The 25,911-nt window shown below is 60.2% G+C and carries 25 protein-coding genes, 1 tRNA gene and 1 pseudogene; 13 read left to right on the forward strand and 14 right to left on the reverse strand.

The features are described 5' to 3' along the window. Positions 1-77: 77 nt before the first annotated feature. Complete coding sequence (gene argB / locus K290_RS0106055) at positions 78-965, reverse strand: acetylglutamate kinase (RefSeq protein ID WP_028751062.1); 888 nt, start codon at positions 963-965, stop codon at positions 78-80. A 204-nt stretch (positions 966-1,169) separates the two neighbouring features. Between argB and K290_RS0106060 the strand changes: the two genes are divergently transcribed. From K290_RS0106060 to K290_RS0106070, 3 genes are all read left to right on the forward strand, one after another. Further along, complete coding sequence (locus K290_RS0106060; protein ID WP_028751063.1) at positions 1,170-1,709, forward strand: sigma-70 family RNA polymerase sigma factor; 540 nt, start codon at positions 1,170-1,172, stop codon at positions 1,707-1,709. After that, the gene (locus K290_RS0106065) at positions 1,706-2,416 is read left to right on the forward strand and encodes an anti-sigma factor (protein WP_028751064.1); all 711 of its coding nucleotides are present in this window, start codon (positions 1,706-1,708) and stop codon (positions 2,414-2,416) included. Before K290_RS0106060 ends, K290_RS0106065 begins: the two co-directional genes overlap by 4 nt. A 107-nt stretch (positions 2,417-2,523) precedes the next feature. Next, on the forward strand, positions 2,524-3,081 hold the full coding sequence (locus K290_RS0106070) for a fasciclin domain-containing protein (protein ID WP_028751065.1): 558 nt from the start codon (positions 2,524-2,526) through the stop codon (positions 3,079-3,081). Between the two features lie 57 nt (positions 3,082-3,138). Here K290_RS0106070 and yihA read toward each other — a convergent pair whose 3' ends face one another. Together yihA and K290_RS0106080 are read right to left on the reverse strand one after the other, a co-directional pair. Further along, complete coding sequence (yihA, locus tag K290_RS0106075) at positions 3,139-3,798, reverse strand: ribosome biogenesis GTP-binding protein YihA/YsxC (RefSeq protein ID WP_028751066.1); 660 nt, start codon at positions 3,796-3,798, stop codon at positions 3,139-3,141. Between the two features lie 109 nt (positions 3,799-3,907). Further along, a complete protein-coding gene (locus K290_RS0106080; protein ID WP_028751067.1) occupies positions 3,908-4,813 on the reverse strand; it encodes a LysR family transcriptional regulator ArgP in 906 nt (301 codons plus the stop codon). A 99-nt stretch (positions 4,814-4,912) separates the two neighbouring features. Here K290_RS0106080 and K290_RS0106085 point away from each other — a divergent pair, with 99 nt between their 5' ends. Both K290_RS0106085 and K290_RS0106090 read left to right on the forward strand, forming a co-directional pair. Continuing rightward, complete coding sequence (locus K290_RS0106085) at positions 4,913-5,521, forward strand: LysE/ArgO family amino acid transporter (RefSeq protein WP_028751068.1); 609 nt, start codon at positions 4,913-4,915, stop codon at positions 5,519-5,521. Between the two features lie 57 nt (positions 5,522-5,578). Continuing rightward, the gene (locus tag K290_RS0106090; RefSeq protein WP_028751069.1) at positions 5,579-6,481 is read left to right on the forward strand and encodes a dihydrodipicolinate synthase family protein; all 903 of its coding nucleotides are present in this window, start codon (positions 5,579-5,581) and stop codon (positions 6,479-6,481) included. Positions 6,482-6,580: 99 nt separating this feature from the next. Here K290_RS0106090 and yidC read toward each other — a convergent pair whose 3' ends face one another. Genes yidC through rpmH form a run of 3 tightly spaced genes read right to left on the reverse strand, consistent with a single transcriptional unit; the run spans position 6,581 to position 8,952 of the window. Further along, positions 6,581-8,395 (reverse strand): membrane protein insertase YidC, encoded by a 1,815-nt coding sequence (yidC, locus tag K290_RS0106095; protein WP_028751070.1) that lies wholly within the window; start codon positions 8,393-8,395, stop codon positions 6,581-6,583. Next, positions 8,395-8,796 (reverse strand): ribonuclease P protein component, encoded by a 402-nt coding sequence (rnpA, locus tag K290_RS0106100; RefSeq protein ID WP_028751071.1) that lies wholly within the window; start codon positions 8,794-8,796, stop codon positions 8,395-8,397. Before rnpA ends, yidC begins: the two co-directional genes overlap by 1 nt. Before the next feature lie 21 nt (positions 8,797-8,817). Further along, entirely contained in the window at positions 8,818-8,952 is a 135-nt protein-coding gene (gene rpmH / locus K290_RS36120) for a 50S ribosomal protein L34 (protein WP_041677194.1), read from the reverse strand. 436 nt (positions 8,953-9,388) lie between these two features. Here rpmH and K290_RS0106105 point away from each other — a divergent pair, with 436 nt between their 5' ends. From K290_RS0106105 to K290_RS0106115, 3 genes are all read left to right on the forward strand, one after another. Continuing rightward, entirely contained in the window at positions 9,389-11,392 is a 2,004-nt protein-coding gene (locus K290_RS0106105; protein ID WP_065091667.1) for a HAMP domain-containing methyl-accepting chemotaxis protein, read from the forward strand. Between the two features lie 168 nt (positions 11,393-11,560). Next, positions 11,561-13,081: a sensor histidine kinase gene (locus K290_RS0106110; protein WP_028751073.1), complete on the forward strand. Its 1,521-nt coding sequence runs from the start codon at positions 11,561-11,563 to the stop codon at positions 13,079-13,081. A gap of 125 nt (positions 13,082-13,206) precedes the next feature. Beyond that, a tRNA-Arg gene (locus K290_RS0106115) sits at positions 13,207-13,283 on the forward strand. A gap of 38 nt (positions 13,284-13,321) precedes the next feature. Here K290_RS0106115 and K290_RS0106120 read toward each other — a convergent pair. From K290_RS0106120 to K290_RS0106150, 7 genes are all read right to left on the reverse strand, one after another. Next, positions 13,322-14,863: an FAD-dependent monooxygenase gene (locus K290_RS0106120; RefSeq protein WP_028751074.1), complete on the reverse strand. Its 1,542-nt coding sequence runs from the start codon at positions 14,861-14,863 to the stop codon at positions 13,322-13,324. A gap of 254 nt (positions 14,864-15,117) precedes the next feature. Continuing rightward, positions 15,118-15,984: a GNAT family N-acetyltransferase gene (locus tag K290_RS0106125; RefSeq protein ID WP_245276485.1), complete on the reverse strand. Its 867-nt coding sequence runs from the start codon at positions 15,982-15,984 to the stop codon at positions 15,118-15,120. 289 nt (positions 15,985-16,273) lie between these two features. After that, positions 16,274-16,543 carry a PsiF family protein gene (locus K290_RS0106130; protein ID WP_028751076.1) on the reverse strand — a complete coding sequence of 90 codons (270 nt, stop codon included), beginning with the start codon at positions 16,541-16,543 and terminating at the stop codon, positions 16,274-16,276. Positions 16,544-16,708: 165 nt separating this feature from the next. Continuing rightward, the gene (locus K290_RS0106135; protein WP_154668559.1) at positions 16,709-17,536 is read right to left on the reverse strand and encodes a hypothetical protein; all 828 of its coding nucleotides are present in this window, start codon (positions 17,534-17,536) and stop codon (positions 16,709-16,711) included. Between the two features lie 447 nt (positions 17,537-17,983). Then, complete coding sequence (locus K290_RS33845; RefSeq protein ID WP_051263946.1) at positions 17,984-18,652, reverse strand: hypothetical protein; 669 nt, start codon at positions 18,650-18,652, stop codon at positions 17,984-17,986. Positions 18,653-18,794: 142 nt separating this feature from the next. Then, positions 18,795-20,345, reverse strand: a complete 1,551-nt coding sequence (locus tag K290_RS0106145) for an MDR family MFS transporter (protein ID WP_028751078.1) — start codon at positions 20,343-20,345, stop codon at positions 18,795-18,797. Further along, the gene (locus K290_RS0106150) at positions 20,342-20,791 is read right to left on the reverse strand and encodes a MarR family winged helix-turn-helix transcriptional regulator (protein WP_028751079.1); all 450 of its coding nucleotides are present in this window, start codon (positions 20,789-20,791) and stop codon (positions 20,342-20,344) included. The genes K290_RS0106145 and K290_RS0106150 overlap by 4 nt, the downstream gene beginning before the upstream one ends. Positions 20,792-20,929: 138 nt before the next feature. Here K290_RS0106150 and K290_RS0106155 point away from each other — a divergent pair, with 138 nt between their 5' ends. The 3 genes and pseudogenes from K290_RS0106155 to K290_RS33850 all read left to right on the forward strand — a co-directional run bounded on the left by K290_RS0106155 (position 20,930) and on the right by K290_RS33850 (position 23,274). Continuing rightward, positions 20,930-21,394, forward strand: a complete 465-nt coding sequence (locus tag K290_RS0106155) for a BA14K family protein (RefSeq protein WP_051263947.1) — start codon at positions 20,930-20,932, stop codon at positions 21,392-21,394. A 516-nt stretch (positions 21,395-21,910) separates the two neighbouring features. Further along, positions 21,911-22,609, forward strand: coding sequence for a class I SAM-dependent methyltransferase (locus tag K290_RS0106165; RefSeq protein ID WP_028751081.1), 699 nt, complete (start codon positions 21,911-21,913; stop codon positions 22,607-22,609). A 12-nt stretch (positions 22,610-22,621) separates the two neighbouring features. Further along, positions 22,622-23,274: pseudogene (locus K290_RS33850) on the forward strand (TetR family transcriptional regulator). Positions 23,275-23,276: 2 nt separating this feature from the next. Here the strand turns inward: K290_RS33850 and K290_RS0106175 are convergent. Continuing rightward, positions 23,277-24,206, reverse strand: coding sequence for a LysR family transcriptional regulator (locus tag K290_RS0106175; protein ID WP_028751082.1), 930 nt, complete (start codon positions 24,204-24,206; stop codon positions 23,277-23,279). A gap of 202 nt (positions 24,207-24,408) precedes the next feature. On the opposite strand from K290_RS0106175, the gene K290_RS36125 reads away from it, so the two are divergent. Next, a complete protein-coding gene (locus K290_RS36125) occupies positions 24,409-24,555 on the forward strand; it encodes a hypothetical protein (protein WP_245276486.1) in 147 nt (48 codons plus the stop codon). A gap of 28 nt (positions 24,556-24,583) precedes the next feature. Further along, positions 24,584-25,465, forward strand: coding sequence for an aldo/keto reductase (locus tag K290_RS0106185; RefSeq protein ID WP_028751083.1), 882 nt, complete (start codon positions 24,584-24,586; stop codon positions 25,463-25,465). Positions 25,466-25,911: the final 446 nt, after the last annotated feature.

Here is a 25,911-nt window from a genome sequence, read left to right on the forward strand (position 1 = left end):
GACCGATTTCGGTTGAACGCGCGACACCGACAAAGAGAAAACCGCGCCCTTTCCTGACTTGGAGAGGGCGCGTTTTTTCAGGGGACGATCAGCGTACCGGCGCCGTGTTCGGTGAAGATTTCGAGCAGCACGGAGTGGGCGGTCTTGCCGTTGAGAATGACGACTCCCTGGACCCCCGCCTTGATGGCGTCGATGCAGGTCTCGACCTTCGGGATCATGCCGCCGGAAATCGTTCCGTCAGCAATCAGGGCATGGGCCTGGGCGACGGAGAGTTCCTTGATCAACTGTCCCTGCTTGTCGAGCACGCCCGGAACGTCGGTCAGGAAGAGCAGGCGGGTGGCGCTGAGCGCGCCGGCGATCGCACCGGCGAAAGTGTCGGCATTGATGTTATAGGTGGCGCCATCACGGCCAGGGGCGACCGGAGCGATGACCGGGATCATCTCGGACTTGGCAAGCAGGTCGAGCAGCGTGCGATCGACTTCGACCACCTCGCCGACGAAGCCGAGATCGAGCACGCGCTCGATGTTGGAATCCGGGTCCTTGATAGTCTTATGCGCCTTCTCGGCGAAGACCATGTTTCCGTCCTTGCCGCAGAGGCCGATCGCCCATTCGCCGGTCTGGTTGATCAGCGCGACGATTTCCTTGTTGATCGAGCCGGCTAGCACCATTTCGACGATCTCGACGGTCTTGGCGTCAGTCACGCGCAGGCCGCCTTCGAATTTCGATTCGATGCCCATCTTCGTCAGCATGGAGCCGATCTGCGGGCCGCCGCCGTGGACGACGATCGGGTTGACGCCCGACTGTTTCAGAAGTGCGATATCGGCCGCAAAAGCTTTGCCAAGCTCGGCATTGCCCATGGCATGGCCACCGTATTTCACCACGATGGTCTTGTTTTCATAGCGCTGCATGTAGGGCAGGGCTTGTGCCAGCAGGCTGGCTTGGAGTTCGCTTTGGGATTCGGACATGGGGCACCCCGTAGAATTGATCGCGGCCTTTTATCTCAAGTTTTTGACAGAGGGAATAATGATGACAGGATTAGTTTTTCTGGCGTCATATAGCGCGTCCTGTGCGGTCTCATCCTTTGAGTGAGCTCGTTGCCCTTTGAGTGAGCTTGCCGCCGGATAGTTTTCGCTTAAGTTAATCTGGAGAAGCCGCGATCGGGGGATCGGATGGCGAGCGAGGAGATAGAGGCGCTCATCGGCCGGGTCGCGATGCGCGACCAGAAAGCTTTTGCCGTGCTCTACAAAAGGACCAGTCCGAAACTCTATGCCGTCTGCCTGCGTATTCTCGGCAACAGGACGGATGCCGAGGAGATTTTGCAGGAAATCTACGTGAAAATCTGGCAGCGGGCCGAGCGTTTTATGGCTTCGGAAGGGCCGGCGATGCCGTGGCTGACCGCGATTGCGCGCAATCAATCGATCGATGCTGTCCGCGCCCGAAAACCTGTCGCAGATGAAATTGATACGGCCTATGATCTTGCCGATACCGAACCTGGCCCTGAAGAGCAGGCAATGGTGAAGGGAGAGGGAAGGCGGATTGACAGGTGCATGGAAGAGTTGGAAGCTGATCGGGCACGGGCTGTTCGCAGTGCCTATGTGGATGGTCTGAGCTACCAGGAACTCGCCGAGCAATATGCGGTGCCTTTGAATACAATGCGTACCTGGCTGCGCCGAAGCCTGATTAGACTGAGAGAGTGCATGGACAGATGAGTACGCCCGATCAAAGCAAGGGAGGCCGCTCCCGAGATGAAGTCCTGGCCGGAGAATATGTGCTTGGCGTGCTGTCATTGGAGGACCGACAGAAGGTAGAGCGGCGCATGCGCAGCGATCGGCAGTTTGCCGCCATCGTCAGCCGCTGGGAGCAGAATCTTTCGGGATTCAATGACGATTACGATATGGTGGCGCCGGCGGCCTCGGTGTTCCCGAAGATCGAGAGGCGCATTTTCGGAGAAGCCGCTTTCGGCGCTCATCTCTGGAATTCTCTGTTGCTCTGGCGGTCCATCGCTTTCGGTTCATTGTTTATCGCAGCCGGCGTCCTGGTTTTCACCGTCACCAACACCGTCTCGAAACCGGTGCCGGGCAGGCAGCTCACCGCATCCCTTGCCGGACAGAACAGCGTCATCAACTTGCTGGCTGATTATGACATCGCAAGCGGGCGGCTGAAGGTGACGCCGGTCGCTGCCGGCCAACCTCAGGAAAAATCACTGGAACTCTGGCTTATCCGCGGCAGCGAACCGGCCGAGGCGCTCGGCGTCCTGCCGCAGACCGGCGAGGGCGAGATCGTGCTGCCGCAGGAGATCCACGGCAAGCTGACGGAAGGCGCCATCATCGCCGTCAGCGTCGAGCCTTTCGGCGGTTCGCCGACAGGCAAGCCCACGGGCGATGTCATCGCCTCCGGCACGATCCATCTGCCCTGAAGACATCTTTTTCCGAAAAAAGCGTTGCGGCTGAAACTCTTCTTTCGGCGCCTCCGTACCTTGCTCTGACCCCGGCTGATCGGGGCAAGAGAGGAAGAGGACAAGCCATGATCAAGTTCGCAATCCGCATCGCCGCGGTGGCCGTAACGCTTTCGGCCGCGACCGGCCTCGCCCACGCGAAGAACCCGACCGTCGGCGGCGCGCCGATGTTCGCCAGCAAGAATATCATCGAAAATGCCGTCAACTCGAAGGATCACACGACGCTGGTCGCCGCCGTCAAGGCTGCCGGACTTGTCGATACGCTGGAAGGCAAAGGCCCCTTTACGGTCTTCGCGCCCACCAACGAAGCCTTCAAGAAGCTGCCGCCCGGCACGGTCGAGACTTTGCTGAAGCCGGAGAACAAGGCGATGCTGACCAAGATCCTGACCTGCCATGTCGTCGCCGGGGATGATATGGCCGCTGTTATCAAGAAAATGTCGATGGGCAATGGCGGCGAGTACGACCTGAAGACGGTCGGCGGCTGCACGATCAAAGCCACCGAAATGGGCGGCAAACTGACGCTGACAGACGAGGCCGGCGGCACCGCTCACATCACCATTGCCAACGTCAAGCAGTCGAACGGCGTGATCCACGTGGTCGACAAGGTGTTATTGCCGAAAATGTGACGACCATCGGCAGCATGGCCGCCGCCCTTCGAGCGTCGAAGGCGGCGGCTTTTTTTGTCAGACGGCAATGCCGACTGTGAGACCGATTGCCTGGCGCAGCTCCTGCAGCCCCTCGCTCTTTTCCGAGGAGGTGGCGAGGATGCCTGGATAAGCTGCGGGACGCTTGCGGATCTTTTCAGCCGTATCGGCCATCAGCTTCGGCAGGCCCGCCGGCTTGATCTTGTCGGTTTTGGTCAGCACGATCTGATAGGAAACGGCGGCCTTGTCGAGCAGCGCCAGAACCTCTTCGTCGTTTTTCTTGATGCCATGGCGGCTGTCGATCAGCACGTAGACGCGCTTCAGCGTGGCGCGGCCCCGCAGATAATCGAAAACCAGCTTCGTCCAGGCATCTACCTGTTCCTTCGGCGCTTCGGCATAGCCGTAGCCAGGCATATCCACCAAGGCCATCGGCGGCAGGTCGGTGCCTTCGCCGGAAAAGCCGTCGGGGACGAAATAGTTGAGTTCCTGCGTGCGGCCCGGCGTGTTCGAGGTGCGCGCCAAACCTTTATGGCCAACCAGCGCATTGATCAGCGACGACTTGCCGACATTTGAGCGTCCGGCAAAAGCCACTTCCAACGGCCCCTCCGGCGGCAGGAACTTCATCGACGGCACGCCGCGGATGAAGATCCATGGGCGCCCGAAAAGCGGCTTGTCGTCTTTTGTCGTCTGTTCTGCCATGCGCTCGCAGTCTTCCGGTTCGATTGGCTGACTGGCTTCGGGGTTTTGCCCGTGAAAGTCAAGTTTTGATCGCTAAGGCTCGTCGGGCGCTGTCGGACCAGAGCAGTCGTCAGGACGGAATCAGCGATCTTTTTGCAACGTCGATGACGGTTTGGGTCAGCAGCGCAAGCCGCTCTGCGGCGAGACGGCTGATCTGCCAGTAGAGAGTGACACCCAGCGGCGTGTCCGGCACCAGTTCGACCAGCCTACCGGCCTGAACATGGTCTTGAATGAGGTGAACCGGGTTCATACCCCAGCCCATCCCTCGCAGGCTGGCTTCCACGAAACCTTGTGTGGAGGGCAGCCAGTGTGTTGGCACGTTACTGTCAACTCCGCCGAACACGCGTTGGAGCCAGTCGATTTGAAGACGATCCTTCTGATTGAAGATCAATGAAGGTGCTGAGGCTATGGCCTCCGGCGTCACGCCGTTCGGAAAGTACCGCCGAACAAAGTCGGGGCTTGCCGTGGCATGGTAGCGCATAGCGCCCAGGGAATATCGGCGGCATCCGGAAATCGGTTGTTCCATGCTGGTCACGGCAGCAATGACCCTTCCGCGCTGAAGCCACTCGGCCGTGTAATCCTGATCGTCAACCGAGATATTGAGAAGATAGTCGGAGGTTTTGGCGAACTGTGCCGCCGCTTCCAGAAACCAGGTTCCAAGGCTGTCGGCGTTCGTCGCGACCTGAAGCGTGACCCGCTGCTGAGTTTTTCCACGCTCGCTGAGAGAGGGGAGATGTTCGAGCAATTCGCTTTCCAGAATGCCGACGTTTTCCATGTGCCGGCAAAGCCAGTCGCCCTGTTTCGTGGCGATGCAGGGCGTCCCTCTTATGACAAGTGCGGTGCCGACCCGTTCTTCGAGTTGCTTGATCCGCTGAGAAACAGCCGACGGCGTGACGTTCAATACCGCCGCCGCCTTTTCGAAACTGCCGGATTGAACAACAGCGAAGAGAACGCGAAGAGCCGGGTAGTCGATCATGGATAAGCGGAGCTTAATTAATGTTAGGAGGTTTAAGTATCCTAAATTTGCAATCGGGTCTATGGAGCCGAGAACCTTATCAGGGCGGGCAATTTAGGCATGGACTTTTCGACATATTTTACCGGAATGACGATGGGGCTAAGTCTCATTGTCGCCATTGGCGCACAGAACGCGTTCATTCTCCGCCAAGGTCTACGCCACGAGTACGTCTTCGCGGTTTGCCTTGCTTGCGCCCTGTCGGACGCTGTTCTTATCGTAGTCGGGGTCACGAGCCTAAAGCAGGTCATCGCCGTGCTGCCATGGCTGGATCCCGCCATGCGTTACGGCGGGACGGCATTTCTCGTCTGGTATGGGGCGAAAAGCCTGTTATCCGCGATACGATCCACCGGCGCTCTATCGGCGGCGAACAGCAGTTCGGCGAGCTTCCGCAAAACCATGGCCATGTGTCTCGCCCTAACCTGGCTCAATCCTCACGTTTACCTCGACACCGTCGTGCTCCTCGGAACGATCGCGACGCGCTTTCCAGGGCATCAGGCGGAATTTGCCGCAGGGGCGATGACCGGGTCGTTCCTGTTCTTCTTTTCACTGGGATACGGCGCGACCCGACTGAAACCTATCTTTTCACGGCCAGCGTCATGGCGCATTCTTGAGGCCATCATCGCCTGCATCATGTGGCTGATCGCTTTCAAACTTCTCGGCGGAATGTGAATTCGCTGGGGTGTGGGTATGAAGCCTCTACTTTCGCGGTCTGGGAAGGAACTGAATATGACGCTTTTTCACGGCCTTTCGGCTTTTCCGATTACGCCAACCGATGAGCACGGCGTCGTCGATGCCACTGCCTTGACCAGGCTTTTGACACGCATCGCTGCAGGGAAGGCCGATTCGATCGGCCTGCTCGGAAGCACGGGCGGCTACGCGTTTCTTTCTCGTGACCAAAGACGTCGCGCTGTCGATGCGGCGATGTCGGCCGTCGGAGGAAAGATACCGGTCATCGTTGGGGTCGGTGCGCTGCGTACGGATGAGGCGCAAGCTTTGGCACGCGATGCCCTGGAGGCGGGAGCGGATGCGCTTCTCCTTGCACCGGTTTCATACACGCCGCTCACCGATGACGAGGTCTATGAACACTTCGCTGCCGTCGCCGACGCCGGTCAACTTCCCTTATGCATCTACAACAATCCCGGCACCACGAAATTCACGTTCAGCAAGGAACTGATCGCCAGGCTGGCAAAAGTCGCGAACATCCAGGCCGTAAAGATGCCGCTGCCATCCGGCGCAGATTTCCGGTCTGAGCTTGAGAGCCTGAGATCGGAGACGCAGTCGGGCTTCGCGATAGGTTATAGCGGTGACTGGGGCGCTGCCGACGCTCTGCTGGCAGGAGCAGACGCCTGGTACAGCGTCGTTGCCGGGCTTTTGCCCGCCGAAGCGCTCGCTTTGACGAGAGCGGCACAAAGCCGCGATGTCGAGAAGGTGCGAACCATCAACACCGCATTCGAACCGCTTTGGTCACTGTTCAAGGAATTCGGCAGCTTCCGCGTCATGTTCGCAATTGCAGAAACCCTCGATCTCGGCCGCTTCGAGCCACCTCGCCCTGTTCTCGGGCTCCAAGAGCGAGCGCGGCAGCGTGTTAAAGAGGCCTTGAATGCGCTGGGTTCGGTCTCAAGCCTATAGATCTTCAAGAACGACCTACCGGCCTCTTCGATGCCGGACTTTCTTTGACGCACTTACTGCCGGGCAAAGAAAAGCCCCGCCGGAGCGGGGCTTGAAGGGTCATTTCGATGGCGCCGGTTTTCGTTTGAAGAGGCCCTTGAGATTGTCGAAGAGTTCCACCTTCACGCCGTGGCGCTTCATGATGATCGACTGCTGGATGACCGACAGCGTGTTGTTCCACGCCCAGTAGATCACGAGACCGGCCGGGAAGCTGGAGAGCATGAACATGAACACCAGCGGCATCCAGGTGAAGATCATCGCCTGTGTCGGGTCCGGCGGCGTCGGGTTCATGCGCATCTGCAGGAACATGGTCACGCCCATGATCAGCGGCCAGACGCCGAGATGCAGAATGGTCGGCGCGGTAAACGGCAGCAGGCCGAACAGGTTGACGATCGAGGTCGGGTCGGGAGCGGAAAGATCCTGAATCCAGCCGAAGAACGGCGCATGGCGCATCTCGATGGTGATGTAGATCACCTTGTAGAGTGAGAAGAAGATCGGGATCTGCAACAGCACCGGCCAGCAGCCCGCGATCGGGTTGATCTTCTCTTCCTTATAGAGCTGCATCGTCGCCTGCTGCAGGCCCATGCGATCGTCGCCGAACTTGGCCTTCAGCTCTTCCATCTTCGGCTGCATGCGCTTCATGTTCGCCATCGAGGCATATTGCTTGCTGGCGAGCGGGAAGAACAGCGCCTTGACGACGATGGTCGTGCAGAGGATGGCGACGCCGAAATTGCCGAAGAAATGGAAGAAGAAATCCATCAGCTTGAACATCGGCTTGGTGATGAAATAGAACCATCCCCAATCGATCAGGCGGTCGAAACGCGGGATCGAATAGCTCGTCTCGTAGCGGTCGATGACAGGCACTTCCTTGGCACCAGCGAAGACGAGGCTCTTCAGCTCCTGCGACTGGCCGGGCGCGATGGTGACGGCGTCCTGCTTATAGTCGGCCTGATAGCGCGGCTGGCCGTCGGTAAAATGCGAGAAGTGGGCATCGTAGGCGGTCGACTGCGGCGGCACGATCGTTGCGGCCCAGTACTTGTCGGTGATGCCGAGCCAGCCGCCAGTCGCCTTCGCCGGATTGACGGCTTCCTTTTCGGCGGCGGTGTATTTGGTCTCGATCAGGCCGTCGTCGCCGATGACGCCGATGAAGCCTTCATGCAGCACGTAGGCGGTCGGTGTGGTCGGCTTGTTGTAGCGGGTCACGCGGCCATAGCTCGACAGCGACACCGGCGCCTGACCGCTATTGGCGATCTTGTCGGTGATCGTGAACATATAATGTTCGTCGACGGAAATGGTGCGGCTAAAGGTGATGCCCTTGTCGTTGGTATAGGAGAGCGTCACCGGCGTCTTCTCGGTCAGCTTATCGCCGCTCGCAAGGGTCCAGACGGTCGAGGGGCCGGGAACGGCGCCGCTCGCGTCGCTGCCGATATAACCGAGCTCGGTGAAATAGCCATCCTTGGTGTCGGCCGGGCTGAACAGCGTGATGATCGGGCTGCTCTTGTCGACCGTCTCATGATAGGTCTTGAGCTGCAGATCGTCGAGGCGGGCACCTTCCAGATTGATGGAACCGGCAAGCGCGGGCGTGTCGATGGCGACGCGCGAGGACGACGTTTTGGCAACCGATTGAGCGCGGTCAAGGGTCGTCGGTGCCGTCTGGCCGTTCGCCGGCAGGGAACCGTTTACGGCAGTGCCTGCGGCCGGGGTCTGTGTCTGTGTCTGCTTGGTCTGAGCCTGCTGCGTCTGCTGCTGCAGCTTGGCGGCTTGTTCGGCCTGGCGCTGCGCTTCGAGGCGCGGGTTCATGTAGAAAAACTGCCAGCCGAGGACGATCAGCACAGACAGGGCAATTGCTATGAAGTAATTGCGGTTATTTTCCATCATACTTTCCTGGAGCGGTCCGTTTCCGGCCGCCGGTGTTTCGGCCTGGTTTCGACACGGCTGACGAGCTCGCCCGCCAGTTTTTCGAAAGATGCGGTCAGCACATCGCGCCGCGCGACAACCACATAGTCGTGTCCGGGCTGCATTGCAAATCCCGCATGAAGTCGCACGGCTTCTTTCAGCCTGCGCCGCATGCGGTTTCGTTCCACCGCGTTGCCATGTTTTTTGGTGACGGTAAATCCAACGCGGGGTTCGGCGTCGGGGAGCTTGCGGTCCAGCACTTCGATGAGGAAGAGGCTTCCCCGGCGTTTTTCGCCTTCACGAACTGCAAGAAACTGCGGCCGGCTTTTCAGCCGCCCGACAGTCTTTTTTGGTCGTTCATTCGTCAATTCGCCCGCCATCTTTATCGGGCATTCCGGCCCTTAGGCCGAAAGACGCTTGCGACCGCGGTTACGGCGAGCGGAGAGAACCGCGCGGCCGCCCTTGGTAGCCATGCGCGCACGGAAACCGTGACGACGCTTGCGGACAAGCTTGGATGGTTGATAGGTACGCTTCATTTATTTAAACACCGCGGAGTGCGGCCCTTCTTGAGCTTTGCTTTAAAAGCAAGGAGCGTTGTTGATTATGGCGAACGGGCTTGGCCGGCAAATGCAGGCTCCATAGACCGGACGTGCGCGGGCTTATACGGATCAAGGCCTAGGAAGTCAATTATACCGGCGCAGATTCCTGGAATCCGGCTTTTCCTATCAAAAATGCTTCGCGCAACAGCTGTGTCCAGCGATACAACCACATGCAGGTGGTTAACTGCTAAGCTTCCCTTTTTATAATATAAGATGCAGATATTGCCGCGAGTTCGCCAGATGATTGAAAGTGTTTTGGAAATTATATTCGAAATATCCGCAAGATAACTTTAATGATTTTAGTCGATACCTAGCGATATGCCCGGGAAAACCCTGGCTTTTTGGGGGTCTTCCGCTTCTAGGGGGCATATCGTTGAAGATTCGTGGTAAAATCAATCTGCTCGTATCCGTGATGGCCGGTGCTGCCCTTTTGATCGGCGCAACCGCTCTTTACGCGGTCAACCAATATGACCGGCAGCTTCAGGCCTATGAGCTCGCAGCGAACCGTGCCTATATGGGCGAGCGCCTGAACCGCTACGTCACCGCGGTCGTCATGGAATCGCGCGGCATATATGCGTCCGATACCACCAAGGATGCAAAGAACTTCGCCGATGGATTGATGAAGGACCTCGACGAGATCGACAAGGTGCTGGCCGCCTGGTCGCCGTCGGTCCCCGAAGAGCAGAAAGCCGAATTCGCCAAACTGCAGGATCGCGCCCGCGAATTCCGGACATTCCGGACCGAGACCGCTCGGCTTGGTGTGTCCGAAAGTCCGGATGCCGCCAACAAGCAGGGCAACAACGACGCCAACCGTGCCAACCGCAAGGCATTCCAGGCTGAGATCGATGCGGTCGTTCAGACCGATAAAGCGGCACTTGACGACGTCAATGCCGAAGTTACGGAAGTCCGTCAAACAGTCCTTTGGGTCGTGCTCGGCATGATGGTGGCGGGGATCGGCGCCGGTGCCGGCCTCGGCATGTATATCGGCACCGTGCATCTGAGCCGGCCGATCCGCAAGGTGACCGAGACGCTGAAACAAGTGGCCGACGGCAATTTCGACGTCGAGGTTCCCTTCGCCGGTCGCGCCGACGAAATCGGCGAGATGGCTGCCGCCGTCGACATATTCAAGCAGAACGGCAATGCCGTGCGGCGCATGAATGCCGAGGAGACGGCGATGCGCGCCAAGAGCGACGATCTGCAATCCAGCATGTCGCTTGTCGTTTCCGCCGCCGCCGCCGGTGATTTCAGCCGCCGCATCGATAAGGATTATGGCGACGTCAACCTCAATCGCTTTGCCGGCAACATCAATGAACTTCTGACGAGCGTCGACACGGGCATTGGCGAGGTCCGTCGCGTCCTTGCCAGCCTTGCCGAAGGCGATCTGACCCAGACCATGCGCGGCGAATTCCACGGCGCCTTCGCCGAACTGCAGCAGAACGTCAACAGCACCTTTGCGACCCTCAAGAGCACCATGCGCGAAGTGCGCGAGACCACGGGCTCCATCAACACCAATACCAACGAGCTGCGCGCCGCAAGCGACGATCTCTCGAAGCGCACCGAACAGCAGGCCGCTGCCCTGGAAGAGACATCGGCGGCGCTCGACGAGATCACCGCCGTCGTGCAAAGCTCCACCGAGCGGGCGCAGGAAGCGAGCGTCATGGTGACGGAAGCGAAGGAGAACGCCGCTCATTCCGGCAAGGTGGTTCGCAACGCCGTCGATGCCATGGGCCGCATCGAACAGGCATCCGGCGAGATCAGTCAGATCATCGGCGTTATCGACGAGATCGCCTTCCAGACCAATCTGCTGGCATTGAATGCCGGCGTCGAGGCCGCCCGTGCGGGCGAGGCGGGCAAGGGCTTTGCCGTCGTCGCCCAGGAAGTGCGCGAACTGGCGCAGCGCTCCGCCACTGCCGCCAAGGACATCAAGGCGCTGATCAGCAAGTCCGGCGATGAAGTGCAGGTCGGCGTCAAGCTGGTGCAGGCCACCGGCGAGGCGCTGGCGGCGATCGAGGCGCGGGTCTTGAAGATCAACGATCATATCCATTCGATCGCAACGGCCGCCCGTGAACAGTCGACCGGCCTGACCGAAGTCAACAAGGCCGTCAACCAGATGGACGAGGTGACCCAGCGCAACGCCGCCATGGTCGAGGAAACCTCAGCCGCCACGCATCGCCTGTCGGGCGAGGCCGATGGTCTCGTCCGCCTCGTCGCCCGTTTCAAGGTCGACACCGGCGCTGCTTCCGCTCCGGTATCTGCGCGCACCGAAACGCATCGTCCCGTCGCTTCGCCGGCACGCCGCATGATGGGCAAGGTCGCCAGCGCCTTTACGGGCGGCGGCGCGCCGGCGCCGGCAGCGCAGGGCTGGGAAGAATTCTGATCCCGCCTGGGCTCCAAGGGAACGGCGCGCCGACGCGCCTTTCCCGCCTCTGACATGAGCTAACAGCCGCACTGTCACAGAGGCGATTGGAAAAACTGTCACAATCTCCTATTATCTGCTTCGATATGTCGTCATCAGATCGCTTTGAAACAAAGCGGGACAGCCGAAATGGATCGTGAGCAAGACAGGAACGTCGGCGAAGGCGGCAAGGCCGAGGCTCGGAGTCACTCGCGTTTTTACCGCCCCACCGGCATTTTCGGCGGCCTTTCCGGCAAGCTTCTGATGCTCACCGTCGTTTTCATTCTGCTTGCCGAAGTGCTGATCTTCGTTCCCTCCGTCGCCAATATGCGTTTGCGCTGGCTGGAGGATCGGCTGAACACGGCCGCCGCCGCCGCCATCGTCATCGATGGTCTGCAGCCGGTCGAACTGCCCCGTGCGCTTCAGAAGGAAACGCTGATGGCGACGGGCACGCGCGCCATCGTGCTGCGCAAGGATGGAACCTCGCGGCTGTTGGCGACCGCCGAGATGCCGTCTTCCGTCGACGAGCAATATGATTTGAGCGATGTCTCGCTGCCGACTGCGATGCGCGATGCCCTGGACACGCTGCTGTTCGGCGGCAACCGCGTCATCCGTGTCTTCGGCCCGGTCGGCGGCGACGCCAGCACCGGCATCGAAGTGGTGTTGAAGGACACAAGGCTGCGCAGCGCTATGCTTGCCTATTCCGGCAGCGTCCTTTTCGTTTCGATCCTGATTTCGCTGTTCACCGCGACCCTGATCTTCTTCGCCATCAATCGCATGATGATCCGCCCGATCCGTCGGCTGACCGACAGCATGCAGACCTTTTCGCAGGATCCGGAAGACCCTAGCCGCGTGCTGGTGTCGGACGGAGGACGCGACGAACTAGCCGTGGCCGGCCGCCATCTCGCTTCCATGCAGTCGCAATTGCAGAAGACCCTGAAGCAGCAGAAGAACCTCGCCGCTCTCGGTCTTGCCGTGTCGAAGATCAACCACGATATGCGCAACATCCTTTCGGCCGCGCAACTGATGTCCGACCGCCTGGTCGACGTCGACGATCCGATGGTCAAGCGTTTTGCACCGAAGTTGCTGCGCACCATCGACCGCGCCGTCGGCTATACGACCGAGGTGCTGTCTTTCGGCCAGACCTCCGAATCGGCCCCGCGCCGCCGCCGGGTGCATCTTCTCGAACTCATCGACGAAGTCCGCGATATCCTGGCGATCGATCCCGATAGCGGCATCGAATTCGTCGTGCAGATGAGTCCGGATCTGGAAGTCGACGCCGACAGCGAGCAACTGTTCCGAATCATCCACAATCTCTGCCGCAATGCCCACCAGGCCCTGGTCGCCTTCGCCGAGACGGCGCCCGATAGCATCCGCCGCATCACCGTATCGGCGCGTCGCATCGGCAGCGTCGTCAGCATCACGGTCGACGATACCGGCCCCGGCATGCCGCAGAAGGCGCGGGAAAATCTTTTCACCGCCTTTCGCGGCTCCGCCCGCTCCGGCGGCACCGGCTTGGGCCTGGCGATCGCCCGCGAACTGGTGCTTGCCCATGGCGGCACCATCGCGCTGGTGGAAAAACCCGCCGCCGGCACGCAATTCCGCATCGAAATCCCCGACCGTCCGGTCTCGCTCGACGACTACCGCAGCCGCTCCTTCCACGAAAACTGAGTATTTTCAGCCTCTTCATGAGACCGCTTGTGAAAATCGCGATCTTTTTCACAAATCCACTTGCATTCCCCGGAAGGACCCTTTAGAGAACCGCCCACGCCAACGGTTTCTTCCGTTTCGGCCACGCACCCGTAGCTCAGCTGGATAGAGCACCAGACTACGAATCTGGGGGTCAGGAGTTCGAATCTCTTCGGGTGCGCCATTTTTCATAACTCCAAAACAATGATGGTCACAACGAGCCTACCCGGGTTCGCCGAACCAACGCGCGGCAGCCTGAATAGCTTCCTCAAGAATAGGGGTGGTGTCGGCAACCCAAGCGACGAAGCCATCGGGGCGTACCAATACAGCGCTCAAGCCCAGCCGATCCTTGACGTCACTTGCGACATAAGCGATCCGCCCGCTCCAGCGGCGCGCAAGCCCATGAAGCGGTGCGCGAGCGTCAAAGTCTAAAAGTAAGCCCCTTCCGGTCCTGAGAAGATCGCCGATCTTCGTACCGTCGACCAATTCGAAGTCGGGAACGCTGCGGCCCACGAGCGGTTGGCTGTTGCCAAGATCATAGCGGAGGGAAACGCCCCACGCACGTTCGGCGAAATAGGTCGCGCCATCGCGCGTCTCAATCAGATCGCGGAGGATGGCTTCGAGCGCGCGTGAGCTCCGGCTTGGCCGCATAATCGCGACCTGCGCGCGCGACCAGTCGAGTATCTGCGCTCCGACCGGATGCCGCTCACTCGTATAGGTATCTAGCAGATCGACCGGCGCATCACCGCGAAGGGTGGCGGCCAGCTTCCAGCCGAGATTCATTGCATCACCGAGCCCGAGATTGAAGCCCTGGCCGCCCAGCGGGGAGTGTACGTGTGCGGCGTCCCCGGCAAGCAGCACTCGCCCGTTGCGATAAGACACCGCTTGGTACGCGCGATCCGTCCAAGTCGTGGCCAGCCGGAGAGCCGTCAACGCAACGTCTGTGCCAGAGACGCTGCGTAACACTGCTTGTGTATGGTCGAGGGTGATCGGCTGGTTCCGGTGGAACGCGCCGCCGTCGAAGTCGACCATCGCGATCGTCCCAGGCCGCGCATAGGTGTACATGCCCGTCGAGGTGTAGCTGCGGCCCACGCGGAGGATGTCCGGATCGGCCATCTCGACTTCGATCGAATAGCCGGTGAATTCGGGATCAGTGCCGACGAAATCGAAGCCGCCGGCCTTGCGCACTGCACTGCGCCCGCCATCGCAACCAACGAGCCAGCGACAGCGAAAAGCCTCGCCGCCGGCACGGATGGTCACCTCGTCATCCGACTGGTCGAACGTCTCGACGCCGAGGCCGCGCCTGATCTCGGCCCCCGTGGCGGTTGCGCGAGCGCTCAGGACGGCTTCGAGGGTTTCCATGTCGACCGCCATGTTGACACCGGCCGGACTTGGCAGGCGATAGGGCCACTTGGAGCTATCGATTTTGTCGTGGAAGAATTGGATACCGGCGAAATGGCCGGCAGGGTGGCGCGGCTGCTGCAGCCAGTGCGCGGCGGCCACGGTGCTGCCCGAGGCATCGTTTGCACGCTGCGCCGCGACGATGTCGTCCAGCAATCCGCGACGGTAAAGGGCTTCGAGAGTGGGCGCGGAAAGGCCGCGCATTCCGAACGGAAGTTGCTTCAAGGGTGAGCGCGGGTCTTCGGCTTGCTCCAGCACCAGCACCGAGAGATCGGCAAGGCGCAGCTCGCAGGCGAGGAACAGGCCGACAGGACCGGCTCCAGCAATCACAACGTCATAAAGAGCTAAGGGGCGGTTGGGCATGAACGGGCTCCTGTGTCGATGATGTTCGACCGGAGCGTTCCTCAGGTTTGAGAACCACACGGACGAACAGTTGGGCGCTGACGCAGCGCCCGATGTTCGTCGTGGGGGTCTCATGCGCGAGGCCAAAGACCAGAGCTTTCGTTACCAAAAGGACTTGGGCTTACCAAACCAAGTCTGCCTTTTCCGACGTCGGGTAAATAGCGGTGTGGCGATTGATCCGCAAGGGTTCTTCGTTACCGCAGGCAGACGACCGATCACATAAAGCCAGGATTTCGCGGCAGATACTGCGTCCAGTCACCATACTCCGGCGATGCCATCAACAGCATGGGAAAGGTGATTCGGATACCTTGCTTGACCGCAAGTCTCAGGACGCTGTCGCATGTGCCCGGCAGAAACGCCGATACGTTCTCAGCAGAGCGATCTGCCGCCAGTTTCAGCGCAGTCGTAAAGGCATCGTGGAGAAAGTCAGGCCGCGTGACGGCGAGGGGGCCGATGTGCGCACTTGATGCGAGATAGCTGTAGCCGACGCAATCGCTGCCGGCGCAGAGCAGCACTCCCGTTGTCGTCGGGTCATCGAGCAGGTAGCGATGATGCTTCTCGCGCGAGGCGCCTATGGCGCGGGAGTCGATCTCGGCGAGCTTTTTCATGGTTGCGGCGCTGCCGTCGATCGCGATGGCGCGCAGTGGCGGCGCCGGCAGTTCCTGCATCACCCGCTCGCGCGCGGCATTGAAAAGGTAAATCGGCATCTTGGGAAAGAGGCCGTGCCGCATGTACAGGCCCTGCGAGACGCGATTGAAGGTAAAGGTGATAAGTGCCCTGTGAGCTGCCCCCGATTTCCGGGCATGCTCCACGGTTCGTCCCAATAGTTCATTGCCGATGCCTTGGCCCTGCCGGGCGGGATCGACGAACAACTGCGCGAGGAACCAAACATTCCCGCAAACCCAACTCCAGGCAAAGCCAAGAATCTCTCCATCGTCCTCAGCTATCCACAGGCCATCCGGGTCGTCTTTGAGCGAAAATAGCTGAAAGCTGGGAGGGCTTGCCGTCGCCATCGGGCCAAAGCCATGGCGAACGGTAAGATCGTTGATGGCGGAAACCACCAGCGCATCGGTCGCAGCCAAATCGTCTGCCCGAGCAGGTCTGTAAACCACCGACATTGGCTAACTCCGGCAAAGTTTTTCGACACGGCGCGCGAGCCGCAACGCCAATCATCGCAGTTCCCATGATCGCGATCTCGGACGCCGCCGCTTCTTGAGGCACCTCGCAATGCCGCGGGGGGAGCCGAGGTATGGCTCAAGATACAGCTCTCGCGCCCGCTTAACCGCGCGATCGCAAGGCCGGTTACGATGACCCCATTCGCTGCATTTCAAGTGCTTACCGCCGAGTTGGCCGCGGGTCGGCTGGACCTACTTACCCCTTGCCGCCATTTTTCTTGCACTGGCTGCGGAACTTGGAGCGTTCCTTGCCATGAAGCCCCTTCGCATCGGCCTGCGCTGAGCACGCCTTCGAAATGTCCGATTGCATGGGCGCCGCTGCCTTTTGTTTCGCGGTGGTGCTCGGCGTTTTCGTGGTGGTCATCGGCGTGGCTGTGGTTGCCGGTGTGGTGGTTGTCTGACCCATGGCACTCGTGCCGATGAGGGCGACAACCGCCGTAGCTGCGAATACTGCAACAAACCTCATGGTCATTCCTCCGCTGACTGACGTCACACGCTTGGCGCGTGATCAACAACGGAAGGCTGAACCAATATACGGACAAAAGCAATCCGCCGCCTTGGTCCAAGGCTCGCCGGGAAAAGCACTATTTCGTGATGTCGAAGGGGCCGGGCAAACCCGGCCCCTTCGCCTCTATTTCAGAACGAGGCGCAACGGCGCAATCAGCCTTGTGAAGCCTGAGCGCAGCATATCGTGCTTCGTCTTCGGATTTTTGTCGGCGAACAGTCCGATGATCGAGGTCTTCAGTTTGTCGCGCCATGCGGATTTTCCGGGCGTGGTCGGCTTCATGCCGCAGCGCCGCAGCAGATAGTTCATCTGGTAGATGGCGGCCTCTCGGTCGCAATCGCGCACGCAGAAATGAATGCCGAGAGCGATCGAATAGATATCGCCGTTCTTGAACGCATGCGGCGCTTTCGATGGATGGTGCACGCCGGTCCCCTGGTTCAAGGCATAGACCGCCGCCTTGCTTTGTTTTTCGATGGTATATTTCGCGGCGTTGAGATCGCCCGCGTAGTATTTTTCAATTTCGTTGTCGGGCAGAATGGAACGATCGTTCGCGTCCCATATGTTGGCGGTTCGGTTGCCGTGGATCTGGAACAGGAATGTTGCTTCATGATCGATATGATAGGGCGTTACCGCGTCGGGCGAGGCCAGGAATATGTAGGCGTCTTCCCAGGTGACTTCGTCCCGCGAGCAACCGGTATCTGCGAGGATTTCGGTCATGAGCTGATCGAGCAATGCACGATATTCGGGATCGCGCTGAACACTGTAGAGCAGGACCCATGATCCCGATTCCGCCAAATTCGAGATCGCTTCGTTGACGCTCTCCACCTTGTGGTTCAGCGGCACGGCCCAGCCTGCGTCCACCGGTGCGCCGCCCGCCTGCCAGCGCACGCTTCTCGTGCTCGTGTTCGCAAGCAGCGATTTCGCAAGTTCCGCAAGGCGCGGAAGCGTGAACAACCGATGTCCGACCAAGTTGTGGCTGAACTGGAATGACCTTCTATTGAAGTCATTTCTGAAAGCATTCGGTCCCACCGCGATACTTTGCGTATCCAGGGAGGCTGGCTTGGTCGCGGTGGCTGTAAGCATGATCGGAATCCCCCAGTTGATAGAGACGTTGGAAATCTCACGAAACTGTGATTGCCGTTCACATTTTTGTCATCTAATCCAATGGTGGAGGGACATCCTACGATTGGATCAACCTACTCCCAAAAGGGGTGTAGCTATACGCCGACACAATCAATTCGATTTTATCGAATAAAATCAGCCGGATGATCGGGCATGGAAGCGGTTCTGCCGGCGTGGTGGGAGCATCGGGCTGCTCTCTCCCGATGCCGCTGCCATCCGATGCGTGCTGGATCATGCTGATGGAGAGGACAGCTCGGCCCGAGCTTGTCCCGGAGAAGCTTAGGTGCTCGTCTTCTCGGAGGCCGACACATCCGAACTCTCCGCACTCTTGTCGGAAGCGGCCGACGGCCAAGTGATGTAGTAATACTGCGATCCGACCTGGCCGAAATAGGCCTCGTTGCCGGTGACCTTGTCGCTGAAACTGCCGTCGGAATTCTTGACGAAGGTTCCATCGGAACCGCGTTCGAGATGAGCCTTCAGGAAATCGTTCCAATCGCTGGTGGGGATCGTGTCGCCGGTCTTGCTGGTCGTACCCTGTTCGCTGTCGGCATCGGCATCCCATGCCGTGATCGAAACGCCCTTGGTGGGGTCGGAAACCGTCAGCGTACCGTTGTCGAGCGCGTTGAGCATGCCCTGAGCCTGGCCGCCCTTGCCCTCGCTTTTGACCGCGTCCTGCAGGTTCTGTTTCAGGAGATTCATGAACGAGCTGCTGGTCATGTCCGGATCGGATTGCGATGCCGTGGAACTGTCGGTTTGATTTGCCGACAAGCCGTTCAGCATGCTGGTCAGCGATGCCTGCGACTGCGACGGCAGGCTCGAGAGATCACTGCTGCTGCTATCGTCCAATAGGGGATCGCTGCTCGAATCCTGCGAGGCGTCTGGTGTCTGCAGCAACTGCAGGGCCATTTGTGATGAGAGCAATCGGGTCGTGGTCAATGCGGAGACCATAGGTCGTTCCTTCCCAATATGGGGCAGCCATTACGCCGGAGGCCGCCTTTGACGATCGGTCGATGCGCGCCGGTTCGGGCGGCGCATCGCAGATGTCGTCGACTGTAGGAAAATGGACTTACCCGGGGCTTGTGCGATGATCTCAGCGGGGCTGCGCGCCTTCGCCGTGATGCGTCTTCAGCGGCAATTCCGGCAGGAACAGCAGCGCGATCAAGGCCAGCCCCACAATGACGGTTCCGGTGGCGAAGGTCATCGCGATGGCATGGCGGTAAACCGCGATCGCGGCCGCATGAGCTTCCGGCGAAGCGGCGGCGAGTTGCTTCAAGCCGCCTTCGGTCAACGAGGACATGCCGAGCCCGTCGGACGATCCGATCGCCTTTTGCACGCGATAGGCGAGGATCGCACCGGAGCCGGTGACGCCGATCAGGCCGCCGAGCGAACGGAAGAAAGCAAGTGTTGCCGTGCCGACGCCGCGATGCGCCAGCGGCAGGGCATTCTGCACCGCGACCGTCATTGTCGGCATCACCAGCCCGAGCCCCAGGCCGAGCGCGAAGATCGGAGGCTCGATGATGGCGAAGCCCTTGCTAGTCGCAATGGCCCAGGCGAGCGTAGCGAAGGCAGCCGTCGCGAGGCCCAGGCCGCAAAGCTGGGCCGGCTTGTAGCGGCCGGAACGCTGCAACAGCACGCGGCCGTTGAGCATGGAGGAGATGACGAAGCCGATCATCAGCGGTCCCGTCAGGAAGCCGGAATGTGAGGGGGTGACGCCCATCACCATCTGGAAGAATAACGGGAAGAACAGGGTGGCGCCGAGCATGCCCATGAAGGTCAGGGCCAAGACGAGGCAGGCAATGATGAACAGTCGGTTGCTAAAGAGATCAGGCGGCAGCACCGGCTCTGGTTCACGCTTTATATGGAAGACAAAGATAATTCCGAGGACAAGAGCCGCAGCGGACAGACCGAGAATTTGCGGCGAGTCCCAGGCCCATTCGTTGCCGCCAAGCGCAAGCGCCAGCAGGAAACTGGTGGTGCAGGCGGTCAGCAGCACGGCGCCGAGATAGTCGATACGGCGGCTGCGGACCTGATGCCGCCGCTTCAAGGCGCGGCCGATCATGACGAGCGCCACCGCGCCGATCGGCAGGTTGACGTAGAAGATCCAGTGCCAGGAGAGCAGATCGGTGATGACGCCGCCGAGGATTGGGCCGACGACGCTGCAGACGGCAAAGACGGCGGCGATCGAACCTTGATTGCGGCCGCGCCTGGCCGGTGGCACCAGATCGCCGATGATGATTTGCGCGAGCGGCAGCAGTCCGCCGGCACCGATCCCCTGAATGGCGCGGAAGATGATGAGCTGCAGCAGCGTCTGCGCCATGCCGCTCAACACGGAGCCAAGAAGAAAGATGAGGATTGCCGCGTAGATCATCGGCTTGCGGCCGTACTGGTCGCTGAGCTTGCCGTAGAGAGGCATGGTGCTGGTCGAGGCCAGCACATAGGCGCTGACCACCCAGGAGAGATGCGTAACGCCGCCGAGATCGCTGACGATGCGCGGCAGGGCGGTCGCAACGATGCTCTGATCGATGGCGCCGAGGCCGAGCACGATCATCAAGCCAAGAATGACGGCACGGATTTCGCGGCGGTCGGCCGCGTAGCCTTCGCTCGCCGGCTGCGGAGCGGCCTGTTGAACCTGTGGTGTCATTGTCCGATCTCTTCGAGCGGGCCGATGGCGGCGCGGATGGCGGCGCGCGCCTCGGGTGACAATTTGGCGAGTTCGAAGGCGAGCCAATCGGTTCGCCTCCGCTTTATGCCTTGAATCAGAGCCCGTCCCTTGTCGGTGGCGATCAGACCGCTGCGCCGGCGATCTTCCGGGTCGGGAGCGGAGCGGGTGACGAGGCCCTCGCGTTCCATCGCCTTGATGTGTCCTGATATCGTCGGGCCGCGCAGCTTTTCCAGCCGCGCCAGCTCCGCGACGCCAATGCCAGGCTGCCGCAGAATGGCGACGAGAAGAAGCGCCTGCAGCGGCGAGATGCTGGGATCGTCGATTTCACGCCGCAACTGGCGGTAAAGGCGATGCAGGACCGGGCGCAGCGCTTCGGCGAGCGCCATGGCCTCTTCAAGTTCGCGAAGATGTCCGGTTTCACGCATGGCGATCCAGAAAGATAGATAGGCTTCCTATCTATCTATAACTCACACTTGTGACTTGCACAAGCGATCGGGTCCCTCGGAACTTTTTCAACCATTGCGCGTTCCCCAGAGTTCTTGGAACTTAAGAGGAGATTGACCGTGAAGCGATATTTAACGGCGGTGAGCGCCACCGCCCTGAGTGCCCTGCTCGCCGTTTCATCCATCGATCCGGCCGCCGCCGGGCCAATCCAGCCCGTGATGCAGCCGCAGCTCTTGCAGACGACCGGCCAGGCCAACGGCGTGACCGAGGTACAATATCGCTACCGCCATCGTCCACATTACCGCCCGTATTACCGCCACTATCGCCCTGGACCCCGTGCCGGTTACTGGCGCGGTTATCATGGCTATCGCTATGCGCGGCCGGGCTATCGCCGCTACAGCGACGGATGGTGGTATCCTGCGGCTGCCTTCGCGGCCGGTGCGATCATCGGCGGTGCTATTGCGCGGCCCGCCTATGGGAGCGCGCATGTCCGCTGGTGCGCCAACCGCTATCGGTCGTACCGCGTTTCCGACAATACTTATCAGCCCACCAACGGTCCGCGCCGGCAATGCGTCGGACCGTGATTTTGGCGTGCAAAACCTTTCCCCGCATGGGCGGGGAGAGGGCACCCCTCATGCCGTAACAGATACGGGCATTCTCAATCCGGTCAGTTGCTCCGATACCTCCCACAGCCGTCGCCAGATGGCTTTGCTCTCTGCGGATCGTACGATACCGGCGCACACCAGTCCCTTCGCTAATTGAAGTCTTCCGAGCCGTACATGACAACTCCTTCGGCTCGGCACACGTTGTGCAGCCGAATGCGCCAGCACCCGGTGCCACTCAATTGGCTGAATCGTTCACGGAAGTCGCTGTCGCGGTCGACGCGCATTGCTAACGGCGCGACCTGTGAGCTGTGTTGAATGTTGCGCTAAATGCAAAAATACAACAATTCAAAATACATTGCTTGGAAATCGCAATTGCGATTTGCGTGTCGGCAACATTGGCCGCGGCAATTGCCTGCTGCGCCTTCGAATTGCCACGCTGCTCGGCCTTTGATCGCGTAAATATCCAATATGTTTGCTATGGGCGGGATTGCTGGGATGACGACAAAGACGACATGCGCCGAATTCGTGCAGTTCTTCCGCTCCTGGGTGAGCAATCCTATGCGTGTGGCCGCGATTGCGCCGTCCGGCGAGCGATTGGCCCGTCTGATGACGCAGGAGATCGAGGCGCTCGATGGCCCGGTCCTCGAACTTGGCCCCGGCACCGGCGTCTTCACGCGTGCGCTGCTGGCCCGCGGCCTTCCTGAGAGCGACTTGACGTTGATCGAGTTCGGCGAAGAGTTTGCCGCTCGATTGCGCGGGCGCTTTCCTGAGGCGCGCGTGGTGCAAATGGATGCGGCGCAGCTCGCCCAATGCGGCCTGTTTGCCGATGCGCCCTTTAGCGCCGTCGTCAGCGGCTTGCCATTGCTCTCCATGTCTCCCGACAAGATCATCGCAATCGTCGGCGGCGCCTTTGCGACGATGAAGCCTGGCGGCGCGTTCTATCAGTTCACCTACGGTCCGCGCTGCCCCGTGTCGCGGTCGATCCTCGAACGTCTCGGCCTGAAAGCGGTGCGCATCGGCGGCACGGTGCGCAATATTCCGCCGGCGGGCGTCTACCGGATCTCGCGCAGAAAACCGTTGGAGATCTCGATCGATCGCTCCAGATATCATGGCGGCGAAGTGGATGCCGGGTTGGCAGCCTATGCTGCCGAAACGGGTTCGGCCGACATGGGACGGCCGGAAGCGGGTGCATAGTGGGGGTGGTCCATGGCGGATGCGAAAGAAATCGACGGCGGGGTGAGGGAAGGCCGGCGCGAACGCAAACGCCGCCAGACGCGAGAGCGCATCGAGTCGGTGGCACTCTCATTGTTCCTCGAGCGCGGCTTCGACGGCACGACGATCGAGGATATCACCGAGGCCGCCGACGTCGCCAAGCGCAGTTTCTTCGATTATTTTCCGAGTAGGGAAGAGGTGGTCTTCGCCTGGCAGGACAGCTTTTCCGACGAACTCGCCGATGCCATCGCCGCGCGGCCCAAGGATGCGTCCATTGCCGAGGTCATCGAAGGCGCTCTGACGTCCGCACTGCTCGCCGCCTCCTCGGATCCGCAACATCTTGCCTAGCCGTCTTGATCCGCGACATGCCGGCGCTTTGCGCCCGTAACCAGTTGAAATATGCCAAACTCGAAGAGAAGCTGACAGAAGCACTTTACGCCCGCTCCGGCGGCGCTGAAGAGGAGCGGTTTCGCCTGCGCCTGCTGTCGGCGATCGTCGTCAGCACACTGCGCATCGGTGGCGAGCGCTGGAGTGAAGGCCTGCAAGAGGCGTCATTGCAGGATTTCGCCCATCACGTGTTCGAAGAACTCTGGACCGCGCTCACTGAACTCGGAACCCTGTCGCGGCAACGCAATCCCGCTCGCTGATTTCAGGTCAGGGCGCCTGCCGTTTGCGGCAATTCGACCTGCCGCCGATGGCGCAGGAAGTCGATCAAAGCCCGCAGCTTTGCCGGCACGCGGCGGCGGTCGGCATAGTAGAGCGTCAGGCCGGCGAGCGCCGGGCTCCAATCGGACAGGATGCGAACCAGCCGTCCGTCATCGAGAAAGCGGTCGATATAGCCGTTGATCATGTAGGCTATGCCGATGCCGTCGAGAGCTGCCTGCGTCAGTGCCGCCGAATCGTTGACGATCAGCCGGCCGTTGACGGCAAGCTCGATTTTCTCGCCGTTCCTCTCGAATTCCCAACGTTCGACTTGCCCGTTGGAGGAATGGCGAAAGCCGATGCAATTATGGTTGAGCAGATCGTGCGGATGTTTCGGCATGCCGTAGCGTCCGAGATAGCTGGGCGCTGCAATGATATGGGCCGAGATCGCCGGCCCGATCTTCACCGCCACCATGTCGCGCTGCACCAGATCGCCGAAGCGAATGCCGGCGTCGAACCCTTGGCCGACAATATCGACCAGGGAACCCTCGATACGCACCTCCAGCTCGATTTCTGGATAGGCGTCCAGGAAATCGCGTAGGATCGGTTGAAGCGCGATCATATAACCGGCGCGTGCCACGTTGATGCGCAACAATCCTGCCGGCTTGTCGACCGACTCGCCAAGCTCCTGGGCGGCTGCCGTCAGATCGTGGACGGCAGGCACGACGCGTTCGAGATAGCGTAGGCCTGCTTCGGTCAGGCTGACGCTGCGCGTGGTGCGATTGAAGAGCGCGAGCCGCATCCGGCCTTCGAGTTTGCTGATCGACTGGCTGACCGCCGAGGGTGATACGCCGAGCCGCACGGCTGCTGCTGAAAAGCTCTTTTCCTCCGCGACGATGACGAAGGTCACCAATCCGTCCAAAACGTCCTGACGCATAAGCGCTCTCCGAACGATTTTAATTTTGTCCGAGATTAATCAGTTTTCCTAAATAGGTCATCTGCGATTGATGAGAGCATCGAAAATGTCGCTTTGACCTATCTTCTCGTCGTCCAGCAAGGAGACATCGTTACGTCTGCGATAAGGTGGCCTCGAACGCAGCGGCAAACAGCCCGGCGATCCGAAGAAGGCGGCACAAGTTATGCTGCAGCTCATTGTATTGGAAAACCCACCGACCCATCTTCTGTTGGGTCGCGACGCCATCAGTCTCGTTCGCGAAAAACTCGGCCTGCTCAAGGGCGAGTTCGACGCCTGGGAACAGGTCTCGGCTTCCACGGATTTCGAATAACGTCAACCAGACCATAGGGACGAAAACCATGTCAGATCTAAACGCAGCCAAGTCCGGTCAATTCAAGATCGGCGACGAGCTTACCGTCAATCGCCTCGGTTTCGGCGCGATGCGCATTACAGGGTCAGGCATTTGGGGCGAGCCGGCGGATCACGCCGAATCCATCCGCACCCTTAAGCGCCTGCCGGAACTCGGCATCGACTTCATCGACACGGCCGATTCCTATGGTCCCGATGTGTCCGAACGTCTGATCAAGGAGGCGCTGCACCCCTATGGCGACAAACTTGTCGTCGCCACCAAGGGCGGTCTGACCCGAACCGGTCCCGACCAGTGGATTCCTCTGGGCCGTCCGGAATATCTGATCCAGCAGGCACATAAGAGCCTGCGCAATCTCGGTGTCGAACAGATCGATCTCTGGCAGCTTCACCGCATCGATCCCAAGGTGCCGGCCGCCGAACAGTTCGGCGCCGTCAAGTCGCTGCTCGATGCCGGGATCATCCGCCACGCGGGCCTCAGCGAAGTATCGGTTGCCGACATCGAGGCCGCCTCGAAACATTTCAAGGTGGCAACGGTCCAGAACCGCTACAATCTGGTCGACCGCACCAGTGAAGACGTTCTCGATTATTGCGCAAAGCACAATATCGGCTTCATCCCCTGGTTCCCGCTCGCCGCCGGCGACCTGGCGAAGGAGGGCTCGCTGCTCGATACCATTGCCAAGAAGCATGGCGCAGCCCCGAGCCAGATCGCCCTTGCCTGGGTCCTGACGCGCAGCCCCGTAATCCTCCCGATCCCGGGCACCGGCAAGGTGAAGCATCTCGAAGAGAATACCGCGGCGGTAAACATCACGCTGTCCGATGACGAGTTCTCGGCGCTGGACGCCGAAGGCAAGAAGGCGTTTGCCGCTGCTTGATGCCTTCCTTGTATAATAAACGACTGAACGGCGGCCGCTGATGGGCGACCGCCCTTTTGTGATTTGCACGTTCTTCCGATAGCCGCGATACACGCTGTAAGTCGAGCCTGTCGGTTCGCCCGGCGCATGCCGTGAAAGATGGATCACGACGATGTGAATCGCCGCCATTGCATGTCACGGCTTTAAAATAGGCGCCGAAATGCTGCGATTGCGGGTGCTATGCGCTTTTGCAAGGATATGTGAATAAAAGCTTTGCGCCTGCTGCATTGCTGCATTGCGAAAGCCGGTCTGTTAATGCCGCCGCGGCAGTTATATCTACCCCCTCGAAGGCGGCGCACTCCTCCTCCCAGCGCTCCTTCATAGATTGGCAACACTCCTCCTCCTCCCAGTTGCCAATCCGGATCAAGAGCCCGATGCATCCTCCTCCCGCATCGGGCTCTTTTTAT

Source organism: Rhizobium leucaenae USDA 9039, assembly GCF_000426285.1.
Taxonomy (GTDB): Bacteria; Pseudomonadota; Alphaproteobacteria; order Rhizobiales; family Rhizobiaceae; genus Rhizobium; species Rhizobium leucaenae.